Annotated in this window: 13 protein-coding genes; 9 read left to right on the top strand and 4 right to left on the bottom strand. The window is 66.1% G+C overall.

The window, feature by feature from the left end; translation table 11 throughout:
• Window positions 1-2: 2 nt before the first annotated feature.
• The 8 genes from AB0323_RS11950 (at window position 3) to AB0323_RS11915 (ending at window position 9,000) form a co-directional block, all read left to right on the top strand.
• Window positions 3-953 carry a polysaccharide deacetylase family protein gene (locus AB0323_RS11950; protein ID WP_366177503.1) on the top strand — a complete coding sequence of 317 codons (951 nt, stop codon included), beginning with the start codon at window positions 3-5 and terminating at the stop codon, window positions 951-953.
• Window positions 950-1,885: a hypothetical protein gene (locus tag AB0323_RS11945; protein ID WP_366177502.1), complete on the top strand. Its 936-nt coding sequence runs from the start codon at window positions 950-952 to the stop codon at window positions 1,883-1,885. The genes AB0323_RS11950 and AB0323_RS11945 overlap by 4 nt, the downstream gene beginning before the upstream one ends.
• Complete coding sequence (locus AB0323_RS11940) at window positions 1,882-2,877, top strand: asparaginase (protein WP_366177501.1); 996 nt, start codon at window positions 1,882-1,884, stop codon at window positions 2,875-2,877. The genes AB0323_RS11945 and AB0323_RS11940 overlap by 4 nt, the downstream gene beginning before the upstream one ends.
• A gap of 51 nt (window positions 2,878-2,928) precedes the next feature.
• Window positions 2,929-3,525, top strand: coding sequence for an SRPBCC family protein (locus AB0323_RS11935; protein WP_366177500.1), 597 nt, complete (start codon window positions 2,929-2,931; stop codon window positions 3,523-3,525).
• Window positions 3,526-3,557: 32 nt separating this feature from the next.
• Complete coding sequence (locus AB0323_RS11930) at window positions 3,558-5,213, top strand: class I adenylate-forming enzyme family protein (RefSeq protein ID WP_366177499.1); 1,656 nt, start codon at window positions 3,558-3,560, stop codon at window positions 5,211-5,213.
• Window positions 5,210-6,211, top strand: a complete 1,002-nt coding sequence (locus tag AB0323_RS11925; RefSeq protein WP_366177498.1) for an NADPH:quinone oxidoreductase family protein — start codon at window positions 5,210-5,212, stop codon at window positions 6,209-6,211. Before AB0323_RS11930 ends, AB0323_RS11925 begins: the two co-directional genes overlap by 4 nt.
• A gap of 117 nt (window positions 6,212-6,328) precedes the next feature.
• On the top strand, window positions 6,329-7,798 hold the full coding sequence (tcuA, locus tag AB0323_RS11920) for an FAD-dependent tricarballylate dehydrogenase TcuA (RefSeq protein ID WP_366177497.1): 1,470 nt from the start codon (window positions 6,329-6,331) through the stop codon (window positions 7,796-7,798).
• 56 nt (window positions 7,799-7,854) lie between these two features.
• Entirely contained in the window at window positions 7,855-9,000 is a 1,146-nt protein-coding gene (locus tag AB0323_RS11915; RefSeq protein WP_366177496.1) for an XdhC/CoxI family protein, read from the top strand.
• 154 nt (window positions 9,001-9,154) lie between these two features.
• Here the strand turns inward: AB0323_RS11915 and AB0323_RS11910 are convergent, their stop codons facing one another.
• From AB0323_RS11910 to AB0323_RS11895, 4 genes are read right to left on the bottom strand one after another with little or no spacing between them, the layout of a single operon-like run.
• The gene (locus tag AB0323_RS11910) at window positions 9,155-10,156 is read right to left on the bottom strand and encodes a PDR/VanB family oxidoreductase (RefSeq protein ID WP_366177495.1); all 1,002 of its coding nucleotides are present in this window, start codon (window positions 10,154-10,156) and stop codon (window positions 9,155-9,157) included.
• Window positions 10,153-10,701, bottom strand: coding sequence for a hypothetical protein (locus tag AB0323_RS11905; protein ID WP_366177494.1), 549 nt, complete (start codon window positions 10,699-10,701; stop codon window positions 10,153-10,155). The genes AB0323_RS11910 and AB0323_RS11905 overlap by 4 nt, the downstream gene beginning before the upstream one ends.
• Window positions 10,702-10,733: 32 nt before the next feature.
• Window positions 10,734-11,906, bottom strand: coding sequence for a zinc-binding dehydrogenase (locus tag AB0323_RS11900; RefSeq protein ID WP_366177493.1), 1,173 nt, complete (start codon window positions 11,904-11,906; stop codon window positions 10,734-10,736).
• Window positions 11,907-11,955: 49 nt separating this feature from the next.
• The gene (locus AB0323_RS11895; protein WP_366177492.1) at window positions 11,956-13,239 is read right to left on the bottom strand and encodes a Rieske 2Fe-2S domain-containing protein; all 1,284 of its coding nucleotides are present in this window, start codon (window positions 13,237-13,239) and stop codon (window positions 11,956-11,958) included.
• A 194-nt stretch (window positions 13,240-13,433) separates the two neighbouring features.
• Between AB0323_RS11895 and AB0323_RS11890 the strand changes: the two genes are divergently transcribed.
• Window positions 13,434-14,267, top strand: coding sequence for an IclR family transcriptional regulator C-terminal domain-containing protein (locus AB0323_RS11890; RefSeq protein ID WP_366177491.1), 834 nt, complete (start codon window positions 13,434-13,436; stop codon window positions 14,265-14,267).
• Window positions 14,268-14,470: the final 203 nt, after the last annotated feature.

Below are 14,470 nucleotides of genomic sequence, written 5' to 3'. Positions count from 1 at the left end.
GGATGGGAGGAACATTGACCTGGGACCACGAACGGCCTTTTGCGCCGATCCACGACCGCCTTCCGTACGATGCCATCGTCGACCGCCCGGCCCCTTTGTGGCCGGGCGGCGCCCGGCTCGCCGTTTGGGTTGTACCCAATATCGAGCATTATGAGTACCTTCCGCCGGGCGGCGCCGTGGACCCGTATCCGCGCACGCCGCACCCGGACGTGCGGAAATTTAGCTACCACGACTACGGCAACCGCGTGGGTTTCTGGCGGATGCTGGAGGTCCTGGACCGCCACGCGATCCCGTGCACCACTTCCCTCAACGTGGCGGTTCTTGACCACTATCCGGAAGTCGCCGAGGCCATGGTCGAGCGCGGATGGGACCACATGAGCCACGGGCTCTATAACACCCAGTATTTGACGGGGATGGACGAGGCGGAAGAGCGGGCCTTCCTCGAGGAGTGCAACGGGGTGCTCCGGCGGCATACCGGCCGCAATTTCGCCGGAATGCTCGGACCGAACATCACCGGGAACGCCTGGACACCGGACCTGATGGCCGAGCTCGGGATGACATTCCATGCCGACTGGGTCCATGACGAGCGCCCGGCCCCCCTCATCACGCGCTCCGGCCACCCCCTGGTCGCCATGCCGTACACCTACGCGCTCAACGACGCGCCCCTGCTGATGCGTTCGCACGTGGAAGGCCCGGACTATGCGCGTTACCTCATCGCCCAATTTGACGAACTCCACGAACGCGAGGAAAACATCGGACGCATGATGTGCCTTTCCCTGCACCCTTTCACCATCGGACAGCCGCACCGGGCCGCCCACCTCGATCGCGTCCTGGCGCACTTGCGCTCCCATGACGACGTATGGTTCGCAACGGCGTCGGAGATTGTGGCCCACTACCGGCGGACAGCCTACGACGACGACCTGCGCCGCGCGACGGAGGCGGTACCCGCATGAGCCTGCCCGAACTCAACCTCGTTCGTCCGCCCTTGGCAGCCGAACCCGGCTACGACCATGGCTGGTTCCCGTACTCGCCGCTCCCCGCCAGGCGCGGGCCCTCAGCCGGGCAGGCCGGGCAGACCGGGCTGGCCCTCAGCGTCATCGTCGACGTGCGGGCGGCCGAATGGGAAAGCCATGCTCCCGCCGTCGGCGTCCCCGGAGGCCGCGGCCTGGCACCCTATCCCGATTTCCCGCGCATGTCCCACCGCGAGTTCGGGCACAGGGTAGGCGTGTTCCGGCTCTCGGCGATCCTCCGCGAGGCCGGCATACCGTGGGCCGCCGCCTTGGATGTGCTGACGGCAGAACACTACCCCCGTGCACTGTCACTGCTTCAGGACGAAGCAGCGGAGATCCTAGCCGGCGGCTTGAGCGGCAGCCGCGCCATCACGAGCCGGATGTCGGAAGCTGAGGAAGACCACTACGTGGCACAGACCATGGAGCGGTTGGAAGGTGCACTCGGGGCCCGGCCCCGGGGATGGATGAGCCCGGAAGGTTCCCAGTCCTTCCGCACTCCCGCCATCCTCGCCGCCAACGGCGTGGAATATATGGCGGACTGGGCCAACGATGAGCAGCCGTACGCCGTCACAGGCGCGGGCGATCTGTGGAGCCTGCCGGTTTTTTGGGAACTGAGCGACCTGTCCGCGATGTTCGTCCGGGGCGTCGGTCCGGAGGCGTACGCCAGTGCGGTGCTCGAAGCGGTCGATGTCCTGGCCGCGGACAGCATCGGCTCGCCCAGGATGTTGTGCCTGCATTTGCATCCTTGGGTGAGCGGGGAGCCTTTCAGGGCGCGCGCCGTCCGTGATCTCCTGGTGGAGCTGGCCTCCCGTACCGACGTGTGGTGGGCTGCGCCCGGCGTCGTTGTCGAACACGGCCGGAAGGGGCAGCGATGACGCGCCGGCCCCGCGTCGCCCTCATCTCGACGGGCGGCACAATCGACGCCGTCGGCGCGTCCCGGCTGGATCTCGCGTGGTATACCGAGACCAAGGACCGGCTTCCCGACGGCGGCCTGCTGGCCGCGCTTCCCGAACTCGGGATGATCGCCGACGTCGTCCAGGTGCCCTTCGCGCGGATGCCCAGCTATGCGCTGACCACCGCTGATTGGTCCCTGCTCGCCTCGACCGTCCAGGACCTGGCCGCCGGCCGCGGATACGACGGGATCGTGGTCACCCATGGGACGAACACCCTGGAAGAAACCGCCTTCCTGCTGAGCCTGACAGTCAGCACTGCCATCCCGGTTGTTTTCGTCGGAGCAATGCGGCCGGCCAACGGCCTGGGCAGTGACGGCGCCATCAACCTCTTCCAGGCTGTGCGCTTGGCGGCCTCGGAGCAGGCACGCGGCCAGGGCGTCCTGGTGATGCTCAACGACACTGTCTTCGCGGCCCGCGACGCCACCAAGACCTCGACCTTCCGGGTCAATGCCTTCACGGCCCCCGGCTTCGGCCCCCTTGGCCACGTGGATGCCGACGGCGAAATCCGGCTGAGCCACGTGCACGCCACGAATGCCGTCCCGGCCTTCGGCGTCGGCGACATAGCCGGAATGCCGCGGGTCGACGTCGTCCTCTCCTACGTGGGCGCCGACGGGGCGCTGATCGAGGCGGCAGTCAATGCCGGGGCGCGGGGCATTGTCAGTGCCGGCACCGGCGCAGGCCGTCCAACGCCGGCGGAGAGCGAGGCCTTGGACGCAGCCGCAGCCAAGGGCGTGGTGGTGTGCCAGGGTACCCGGGTCTTCTCCGGTCGCGTCTCCCGCTCACCGGCCATGCGTGCGGCACGGCGCGTCACAGCGCCAGCCATGGCCCCTTGGCAAGCGCGGATCGCGTTGGCCCTGACACTCCAGCGCACGAACGATATTGATGAGGTCCAGATCACTCTGGACGCCCTATGAGCACATATGTATACTCACTAATACCGCTGTATACAAAGAACTAGGAGCGCTATGCAAATCGACACAGAGTTCACCGTTGCCGCCCCGCACCGCGAGGTATGGAACTACCTGCAACGCACCGAGGAAGTCGTGGAATGCATCCCGGGAGCAGCGATCGACGAAAAGCTCTCGGACGATGAGTACAAGGGCCACGTGACCATCAAGGTAGGCCCGCTTACACTCACCCTCGAAGGCCTCGCCACCATCAGCGAGCGCAACCAGGAACAGATGACCCTCGTCATTTCCGGCAAGGCGAAGGACAAGCGGGGACGCGGCGCCACCGACGCGACGGTCACCGCCCGGGTCCACGCCGCATCGGAAGACTCCACGCGGGTAGCCATCGTGTCCGATCTCCGGGTCAGCGGCAAAATCGCGCAGTTTGGCCGGGGCGTCATGAAAGACGTCGCCCAGCGCATCGCCGAGGAATTCGCCAGGAACCTTGAAGCCCGTATCTCCGCCGAGGCGGATCCCGAACTGGCCGCCCAATCCGCAGCTTCCCTTGGTGCGAAGCCCGCGGAAGCCATCGGCGGGATCGGCTTGGTAGTCGGTGCCTTGACGCGCTCGGTCGGCCGCAGCGTTCCCGGCATTTTCAGCCGCGACAAGAGCTAAGCCCGGCCAGCGCGGACCCAAGAAGGACAACGATGACAAATCGAATGCTTACCCGCCTCGACCTGCCGCAAGCGCGTGAATACTACGCCGCGGGTTACTGGCAGGACGAAACAATCTACGGACGTGCCCGGAAAGCCGCCACCAATTTCCCCGACAAGGTCGCCGTGATGGAGCGATCCCGGAACATCAGCTACCGTTCCCTGCTGGATGCGGCGGACCGCCTCGCCGCCCACCTTGCCGACGCCGGCTTGACGAGTGGGGACCGGGTGGCAATCTGGCTCCCGAGCCGAGCCGAGGTTGCCGCGGCCCTCCTCGCCTGCTCGCGCAACGGCTACATCGCGTGCCCGTCGCTCCACCGCGACCACACGGTGGGAGACGTCATCACCCTCATGGAGCGGATCGGCGCGAAGGCGTTCATTGGACAGCCCGGATACGGTGCCGACAGCGACCGCGCGGACATCTTCTCACGCATGGACGACGTCGAGTCCGTCCGGGTCCGCATCCCGCTCGAGCCTGCCGGCTCCGACGAGGTACTGTTCCCCGACTGCCGCCCTGGTGCAAGGGACGATGTCCCTCACGGGGACCCCGAATCGATCGTCTACTTGGCCTTCACCTCGGGCACCACTGGCCAGCCGAAAGGGGTCATGCATTCAAGCAACACCATGCTGGCGCCTGTTCGCGCACTGGCCGTCGACTGGAACCTCGACGCCGACATGGTCATCTACTCCCTCTCGCCGCTCAGCCACAACTTGGGTTTCGGCGCCATGCTTCTGGCTTTGACAGGCGGAGGTTCGCTCGTGGCGCACGACCTTGCACGCGGACAGAGCGTAGCGCGTCGCATCGCCGAAACCGGCTCGACCTTCGTCTTCGGAGTGCCGACCCATGCCATCGACCTTCTGGCCGAACTCGAGCGCGGGGACATCGAGTCCCTGCCCGAGCTCAAAGGGTTCCGCATCTCCGGCGCGGCCATCCCGGGCGACGTGGCCGCGCGACTCATCGCCGCCGGCGTCGTGCCACAGAGCGGCTACGGAATGACAGAGGCCGGTTCGCACCACTACACACTCCCGGACGACAGCGCCGAACGTATCGTCGGCAGCTCGGGCCGGCCCTTCGCTGGGCACGACGTCCGGATCCTCGACCGGGAGGACGCCTCCCTTGACGTCCCTCCCGGGACCATCGGACAGATTGCCGGGCGCGGCCCCAGCGTCATGCTCGGCTATTTCGACAACCAGGCCGCCACGGAGTCTTCCTTTACAGCCGACGGCTGGTTCCTCACCGGCGACCTAGGCTGGGCCGACGAAGACGGATACATCCGGATCACTGGACGGAAGAAGGACGTCATCATTCGAGGAGGGCACAATATCTTCCCGGCAAAGATTGAAAACCTCGCATCGCGGTTCGACGCGGTGGGCAAGGCCGCCGCAATTCCCGTGCCGGACGACCGCCTCGGCGAGCGGGTGTGCCTTGTGGTGACCCGCGCAGGCCTGTCCGATCCGGAGCCTGACGAACTGTTGCGGTTCCTCGACCGGGAAGGACTGTCGAAGTACGACATGCCGGAATTCCTCCAAGTTGTCGATTCGATTCCGCTCCTGCCGTCGGGCAAGCTCGACAAGCGGCAACTGATCACCCGCCTGCACTCCGGTGAAATGACGCCCACACCCATCCGTTTCACGGCGGCGGTCCGATGAGCGCGACAATGCGGGCCGTACAGATCCGAGTGTTCGACGAACTGGACGAAGCCGAGCTGGCAAACATCGATGCCCCTGTCCCCGGGCCCGGCGAAATCGTGATCGACGTCGCGGCGGCACCGGTCAACTACGTCGACCTCGTCACGATGCGCGGAGCCTACCAATTCCGCCCGACACTGCCCTACACGCCCGGCAAGGGTCCTGCCGGACACGTCAGCGCCGTCGGCCAGGGCGTCGAGCACCCCAAGGTTGGTGACCGCGTGCTCGGCATGGCCGAGTATGGCGGCTACGCCGAGAAATGCGTGATCCAAGGCAGCCAGGCCTACCTCCTTCCCCCCGACCTGGGATTCGTGGACGCAGCTGCCATGTCCTTGGCGTTCGACACGGCGTGGATGAGCCTCGTCGAACGGGGAAGGCTGACCCAAGGCGAGTCCGTGATGGTGCTCGGGGCCACCGGAGCAGTGGGAGGGGCGGCAGTCCAGCTTGCTAAGGCACTCGGAGCCGGCACCGTGCTGGCCGGAGTTTCAGACGCCTCGAAATTCGAGGAGGTCCAACCGTTCGGAGCCGACGACTATGTCCTTCAGTCCGGACCGAACCTGCGCGACAGTATCCGGGACCGTGTCCTGGAGCTGACCGCCGGCCGTGGGGTCGACGTCGTCATCGACGCCATCGGGGGCGACGCCTTCGACGGTGCGGTCCGAGCACTTGCCTGGCGCGGACGGCTGGTCATCGTGGGCTTCGCGGCTGGCCGGATCCCCACACTCAAAATGAACTACCCGATGCTCAAGAACATCGAGGTGTCCGGGCTACAGATCAGCGACTACCGGAAACGTGCGCCGGAACTGATGCAGCGCTGCTTCGATAACATCTTCGAGCTCTACTCACAGGGTCGCCTCACTCCGCCCCGGAGCGAAACGTTCGCCTTGGACGAGTGGCGTACCGCGGTGGACGCGCTCAGCAACAAATCCATCAGGTCACGGCTCATCCTCACCCCCTGAACGCCCTGGCTCTTCCAGGACACCCCACCACCACTTGACGGAGAAGCAATGTGTGTCCGTCGATTTATACATAAATATCCAAACGTATATCATACGAAAGCCCCGAAGGAGCGCCAAGTGTCCCTTGAAGATCGAACAGATGTTGTAGTTGTCGGCGGAGGCAATGCCGGATTCAGCGCCGCCATCGCCGCGGCCGAGCGAGGCCGACGCGTCGTCCTGCTGGAAAAAGCACCCCAGTGCGCCCGCGGTGGCAACAGCTATTACACAGCAGGCGCCTTCCGGATCACCCATGACGGACTGAACGGCCTCGGCGACCTGGTCGAACCCGATCCCAGGCATGCCGTTACGGACCTGCCGAGCTACACCGCCTCGGACTTCCAGCTGGACATGAAGCGGGTAACCAACGGCGGTAACGACCAGAAGTTGACCGACGTGCTGGTCGAAAACAGTGCGGAGACGCTGCGTTGGCTGCACAGCCACGGACTTCGCTTCCGCCTGATGTATGAGCGCCAGGCCTACCCCGACGCCACAGGAAGGCAGCGCTTCTGGGGCGGCCTGGCTGTGGGATCCGTGGGAGGAGGCGTTGGCCTGATCGAGCAGCACGTCGCCGCAGCCGAGCGGCTCGGCATCGATGTCCGCTACGAGGCCGCAGGCGAATCCCTCATCGTCGAGGATGGCGCCGCCGTAGGCGTCGTCTACCGGGATGCCTCCGGACAGCGGGCCGAACTGCGAGCCGACTCTGTGATCCTCTCGGCAGGCGGCTTCGAAGCAGATGCCGGGATGCGGCGCAAATACCTCGGCGAGGGCTGGGACCGCGCGAAAGTCCGCGGCAACCCGCTCAACACCGGCGACATGCTGCGTGCCGCGCTCGACGCCAGCGCAGCCCCCTACGGAGACTGGACCACCTGCCACAGCGTGGCATGGGACGCAAACGCACCCGAGACCGGCAGCCGTGTCCTCACCAACCAGCTGACGCGGGGCGGCTACTTCCTGGGGATCGTGGTCAACATCAACGGCGAACGATTCATCGACGAGGGAAGCGACTACCGCAACTACACCTACGCGAAGTACGGCGCCGAGATCCTCAAGCAGCCCGAAGGCCGGGCCTTCCAGATTTACGACTCGACCACCAGGCCCATGCTGCGCACCGAAGAGTACGACAGCGACGGCGCCAGCGTGCACGTGGCCGATTCTCTCGAGGAACTTGCCGTCTCTATCGGCGCTGACACCGACACCTTCGTGCGCACAGTTGAGGCTTTCAATGCCAACATTGACACTGCCCGGCCCTTCGACGCCAGCATCAAGGACGGCCGTTCGTCGGCCGTGGAGCCACCGAAGAGCAACTGGGCTGTCGAGATCAAGAACGCGCCCTTCCACGCCTTCCCGGTGACATGCGGAATCACCTTCACCTTCGGCGGGCTGCGGGCGGACGACCATGGCAGGGTGCTCAAGGACGACGGCGCCCGGATTCCGGGCCTGTATGTCTGCGGCGAAATGCTGGGCGGACTGTTCAGTGGCAACTATCCTGGCGGTTCCGGGCTGACCTCTGGTGCGGTGTTCGGACGCCGCGCCGGCTCGCTTGCCTAGCGGATACGCCGCCGGATTGGACAACGTGAACCGGGCGAGCCGGAGGGAGAGCAACCGTGCGCGATATTCTCGATGACATCGAGCCGTGGCACCGCGAAGGGAGGCGCTTCGCGGTAGCCACGGTGGTACGCACCTGGAACTCGTCGCCGCGCCCCATCGGTGCATCCATGGCCGTAGCCGACACCGGAGAGGTCATCGGCAGCGTGTCTGGAGGATGTGTTGAGGGCGCGGTGTACGAGGTGGCCCGGGAGGTCCTTGAAAGCGGCGTTCCGCAACTCGTCCGGTACGGAGTCTCGGACGACAACGCATATTCGGTCGGCCTGACGTGCGGCGGGATCCTCGAACTCTTCGTCCAGCTCGTCGACGCCGAGATCTTTCCCGACTTGGCAATGGTGGTTGAGGCGGTGCGGGAGCGGCGCCCGATCGCCGTCGCCACCGTCATCGACGGATCCGAGTCCGTGGGACGCCGTCTCGTGATCACACCGTCGGCCACCCGTGATTCGCTGGGCTCCGAGCGCCTGGACCAAGCCGTGGCCAGCGATGCGCGCGGGATGCTGGAGCACGGAACCACCGGAATACTGCATGTGGGGCGGCAGGGAGAGCGCCGGTCGGACCAAGTGTCCGTCTTCGTCGTGTCCCTGTCGCCGCCCCCGCGCATGATTGTGTTCGGGGCCATCGACTTCGCCGCTGCGGTCGCGCGCATCGGGAAGTTCCTCGGATACCACGTGACCGTCTGCGACGCCCGCCCCCTCTTCGCCACCAAGGCCCGGTTCCCGGAAGCCGACGACGTCGTGGTCGCGTGGCCGCATCACTACTTGGCGGAAACGGACGTCGACGAGCGGACGGTCCTCTGCGTCCTCACCCATGACCCCAAGTTCGATGTTCCCCTCCTCGAGCTGGCGCTGCGCACGCCGGCGGGCTACGTCGGAGCTATGGGAAGCCGCCGGACCCACGGAATCCGGCTCGCCAAGCTGCGGGAAAATGGTTTGTCGGAGGAAGAACTCGCCCGGCTGTGCTCTCCGATCGGGCTGGACCTCGGCGCCAGGACACCGGAGGAGACGGCGGTATCAATCGCAGCAGAGATCATTTCCGCGATGTGGGGCGGCAGCGGACGTCCGCTGAGCAACACTACCGAACCCATCCACCGTGAGCCGCTGGCATCACATCCCCCTGTGATACCAGCGGCGCTGACTCCGAAATAAGGTTTGGAAACAGGGTTTAGGGACGGACAGGCGCGATGATGCGAACACGGATGGGCCCGCCGCCGTCGGCACCTGGGCTGACGGCGGCGGGTAATTGGCAAGCCGACGTCGTACTCTGACGCGGCAAGCAGCCTGTTCTTCTCCGGGGCCTAGCTCAGGCGTTCAGCACCAGCAGCGGCGTTTTGGACCGGCCGACGCACAGCATCATGGTGTCGTTCCTTTCGCGGTCCGCCTTGCTGAGGATCGTGTCGCGGTGGTCCGGAATTCCGGCCAGCACCTTGGTTTCGCACGATCCGCAGAAGCCCTCCTCGCAGGAGAAGAGGATCGAGGGGTTCGCGTCACGGACGACGTCGAGCAGGGTGCGGTCCGCGGGCACCTTCAGGACGCAGTTGCTCTGCTTGAGTTCCACCTCGAATTCCGCCAGGCCCTCATCCGTCGTATTGCCCTCGGGGCTGCCGGCCGGGGATGCGGCATTCCTCGCCGCAGCGAGAGAAGCCGAGGCGCCGAAGCGTTCGACGTGCATAGCGTCCGCCCCCAGATGGCGCTCACACGCCTCCTCAACGGCGCGGATAAGCGACTCCGGCCCGCAGCAGTACACGGCAGTTCCGGCCGGCGCGGAGGCCATGGCGCCCTCCAGGTCTGCGTAGCCGCATTCATCCTTCGGAATGATGCTCACGGTTCCGCCGAGCCGTGCCAGCTCGTCCACGAAAGCCATGGACCGCCGGGTTCTGCCTCCATAGAGGAGTGTCAGTCCGGCGTCGCCCTGCGCGATCTGCCGGGCCATGGCCAGGATCGGGGTGATGCCGATGCCGCCTGCGATGAGCAGGTAATGCTGCGCCGGTTCGAGCTCAAAGTGGTTGCGCGGCCCCCGGAATTGCAGCAGGCCGCCGGTGCGTACGGTCTCGTGGATTTCACGGGATCCGCCACGGCTGTTGGGATCGTTGAGCACGGCGATCCGGTACTGGGTCCTTTCCATGGGATCCGAGCAGAGGCTGTACTGCCGCACGGCGCCCGAGGGCAGGACGACGTCGATATGCGCCCCGGGGGTCCAGGCGGGCAATTCCCTGCCGTCCGGATGTTCCAGGACTAGGGACAAGACGCCGTCGGATTCCAGGCGCTGCTGCCGGACCAGCAGTTCGGTGGTCCCGGTGCTCATGATGCTCCCTTTCTGGTGCTCTCCTCGCTTGATGCGGTTGCCGCACTTGCTTCGGTTGTGGCCAGATCAGCCTCCGGCTTGCGGCGTCCGCCCTTGAGTACGTCGATGAAGGCGGTGGCCAAGCCGACGTCCCGGACAGAGACGAGCATGTCCAGTTCCCGGCGCAGCACGGTCAAGGCGTAGGCCCCCCGGGCGGATTCCCAGTTCTGCTGGTCCACCAAGACGCCGGCGAGAAGGACGCCGTTGGCGCGAGCCGCCTTGGCCAGCGTCGCGACGAAGGCGGAGGGCAGCTGGGTCAGGTCTGAGCCGAGCAGGATCATCATGTCCGCTGAGGCGGCCAGATCGGCCACGGTTTCCGTGACCTCGCTTCCGACGGCTGCACGGATATCCCGGACAGAGGCTGCGGACTGGCCGGCGTCCGCCACGATGCGCACGTTGGTGGGGCCGCCTGCGGCCATAGTCTGTACGAGATCATCCCCGGACGCGCCAAGCGGGACCACCAGGATCCGCGCCTCGTAGGAGAGCCGTGTGGGTGTGGAAGGCATAGGGGTTCCTTATCTGTGAGGCTTGGAAGAAATCAGCGGAGTTGGGGCCGGATGACCACGTGCGGGCTCACCGGGCCGTTGCCGGTGGCGAGGCGGTCGAGCATGTCGCTGACCTCCTCCAGGGGCACGTGGGTGGTGGGGACCAGTTCGAGTCCCGAGGCGCCCGCGGCGAGGAGCTCGATGCTCTGTCGCACGGCCTCGGGTGAGCGACCGCGGACCCCGGTGATGCTGTTGGCGCCGCGGATAAGGGCCTTGAGGTCCACCTCGGAGACCGGTACCGGTCCGAGGCCTGCGAGGACCAGCCGCCCGAGTTTGCGCAGCGTTCCGGCCGCGGCGGATGTCACTGCCCGGCCCAGCCCGACCGTGTCCAGGATGAGGTCCGTACCGTTGCCGCCGGTCGCAGAGTCGATCACGGTTCCCAGGTCCGTACCGTCGTCGTTAGTGACAGGCACAGCGCCGAGGGCTTCGGCGATCTCCAGCCGTTCGGACGAACGGCCGACGGCGATGACCTTCTTTGCCCCCACGGCCCGCGCCGCGGCCACGGCCGCAACGCCGTGGTAGCCCGGGCCGATGACAACGACGGTGGAGCCCTCGCGGGCACCGCCCGCGTTGATCGTCCAGTCCACGGCGTTGGCAAAGGGCTGGGTCCAGGACGCGAGGTCCGGATCCAGATCCCCGGGCAGCCGGTGCACGATGCTGTTCGCATTCAGCTGCATGTACTCGGCGTTGCCCCCGTACAGGCCGGAGCCCTCCTCGGCCGAGATCAGCCCCACCCTGCGCCGGCCCTTCCATAGGTCCGACTCCGGGCACATGCGGTATCGGCCCGGGATGGAGCATGCTGCACAATCGGCGCTCTGGCACGGCAGGTACTCCTCCAGTGCCACCAGGTCCCCCACTGCCACGCCCCAGGCCAGCGCACGCTTCGGATCCAGCGCGGTGATTCGGCCCACCACATGGTGCCCCATCACCGTGGGCCAGTCCAGCCCTGCCCGGTAAAGGCTGACATCCGTGCCGCACACGGCGGATGACTCCACCCGCAGCCAGCCGACGGCGCCGATGGCCCCGGCGGTGTCCAGATACCGGACCTCGGTCGCCGCCTCGGGCAGGGAAACAGCGGCCCGGACCTGGTCCGGACGCCCCTGCAGCGTACCGGCAGCAGGTCCGGGCCCGGTCAGGGCAACGGAGGTGGAGTGGTGGTTCTTCACGGCAGGTAGCGCCTCTTCCAATAAGCGGGATGAACGGGGGTTTGACGGACTAGATGGAGACGAAGTTCTCACCCTCGACCACGATGAGCGCATCGCGGGCGCCCTCATGGAAGGGGGTTTCCTTGGGCAGCAGGACGGAGGCGGAGCGGACCCGCTGGTCCTCCACGGCCATGCCCGGCAGCGTCTCCTCATCGAGGAGGTCAAGGGCCGCGATCAGGCGGCGGCGGGCGAGGATGATCGCCGCGTCCGAGGTGCCTAGACGCTCCTTAGTGCGGTCGGCGATGCTTCCCATGCTTTCCTGCAGCGAGAAGTCCTGCGCGGCGATCCCTTCGATTCCGGAGAAGGACTTCTTCTGCCGCTGGGCCTCACGGTCCATCAGGTAGTCATTGTTTTTGTTCGCGAGCGTCCGGTAGGTACCCGGGATGTACTTGGCGTGGATGCCGTCGCCGTTGCGCATGGATTCCAGCTCCGCCTCGGTGAGGTCGCGGGTGGGGTGGTAGTTCCAGCTCCAGGCCCAGCAGTTTTCGTCATCGATCGGGATCCAGGCGTGGCCGCCGAGCGGGTTGTGCGTGCCGAAAGGGGGAATGATCGTGTAGAAGGGCATGATCCACTGCGTGATTCGCCAGTAATATTCGTCGTCGTTGGCGTTTCGGCGTGCACCAATGAGCAGCCCGCCATCGCTTTCGACCACCTCGAACTTCGGGCGGGTGTCCGCCTTGAGGTATTTGTTGCCCTCGGTGCCCGAGTGCATCGGATCGTCGTCGAGGTTGAAGCGGTGCGCGAAGGAGACGTGGCTGGAGTCAATGCCGCCTTCCATGGCCTGCATGTGGTTGGTCTCCTGCAGCCGCTTGGAAATGAACCGCTGGCCTTCTCCGAGCATGGCCCATTCCAATTCGGGCAGCTCGGGCTGCAGCTCAGCCGGACCCATGTAGGTCCAGATGACGCCGCCGCGCTCCACACAGGGGTATGCCTTCTGCTTGATGCGGGACTTGAATTTTGAGTCCTCCGGTTCCGAGGGCATGTCCACCAGGTTGCCCTCGACGTCGTATTTCCAGCCGTGGTACGCGCAGCGCAGGCCGCATTCCTCGTTTCGGCCGAAGAAGAGAGACGCGGTGCGGTGGGCACAGAACTCATCGAGGAGGCCCAGTCGACCCTGGGTGTCGCGGAAGGCGATCAACTGTTCCCCGAGCAGCTTCACCCGCACCGGCGGGCAATCGGGCTCCGGCAGCTCTTCGGCCAGCAGCGCCGGAATCCAGTAGCGGCGGAAGAGCCGGCCCATCGGCGTATCGGCTCCAGTCTGGGTCAGGAGGATGTTCTGTTCTTCGGTCAGCATGATGGCCCTTTCAGGAGAATCAACGGAACGGCAGGCGCGGCGTACGTTCTGCAGCGTGGGAGGGAAATGCCTTGGCGTCCGCATGCCGCGCAACTGCGCGTCATGTAGAACTGTGACACTGCTTACCCGAAGGCGTCAAGCCCGCACCCCGGTACACTCGATCCAGCGATCCCCAAACCGAAAGAGTGCACCGCATGCGTCACGAAGGCTCCCCCGCCCCGGAAGACCCCACCGGAGCCGGGCCCGGGGGGGGCCGGCCCAAGGATCTGGTCCAGTCGCTGGAGCGCGGCATCGCCGTGCTGACCGCGTTTGACGCCGACCACCCCACGATGAACCTGACGGAGGTGGCCAAGCGCTGCGGACTCCCCCGGTCCGCGACTCGCCGCTTCCTGCACACCCTCGCCGACCTCGGCTACGTCACCGCCTCCGGACGGCAGTTCGAGCTCACGCCACAGGTCCTGGAGCTGGGATATTCCTACCTGCCCAAGCTCTCGCTGGCCGACGTCGTGCGGCCCCACACGGAGCGGCTGGCCCGCGCGCTGGGTGCCTCCGTCTCGGTGGCCGTACTGGATGGCGGAGACGTCCGCTACGTTCACCGGGTGAATGCGCCCAGCGCCCTGGCAGTCTCTATCAGAGTGGGATCGCGGATCGCCGCCCACCGGACGGGGCTGGGCCGGGTGCTGCTGGCATCACTGCCCGCGGCGAGGCTGGCCGCCTACCTGGAGGATTCGGCGCACGCCCACGGCGAATACCAGCTCAGCTCCGCCGAACAGAAAGAGCTCACGCTCGCACTGGAGGCCGTCCGGGAGCAGCATTGGAGTTATGTGGACCAACTACTCGACGTAGGCGTCCGCGCTGTCGCCGTCCCCCTCTACGCCCGGGACGGCTCTGTCGTGGCGGCACTGAGTGCGTCCCTACACAGCGCGGCCGTGCCGAAGCGGGCCATGATCGCCGAGTTCGTCCCCCGACTACAGGAATGCGCTGCACGAATTTCCCTTGAGCTTCGGACCGGGATCGAATCCCAATAGAACAACGCGGAACGTCCGCTTTGCGCGCATTTAGTCTCTAAATGGACATTTTTCTTGCGTGAGATGAATCACCGTTGCTAGATTCGCCATTGTGACGCCAGTACGGGACCGCGGGGACGATGAAGCCCCGCGAAACACCTCCACCGTCGGAGACAGCCCGGAACGGTCGCACATCCTCCGCACAAGAGCGCCTTTCCACGCTC

Source organism: Arthrobacter sp. NPDC080031, from assembly GCF_040702485.1.
Classification (GTDB): Bacteria; Actinomycetota; Actinomycetes; order Actinomycetales; family Micrococcaceae; genus Arthrobacter.
This window is presented reverse-complemented; position numbering and strand designations above follow the sequence as displayed.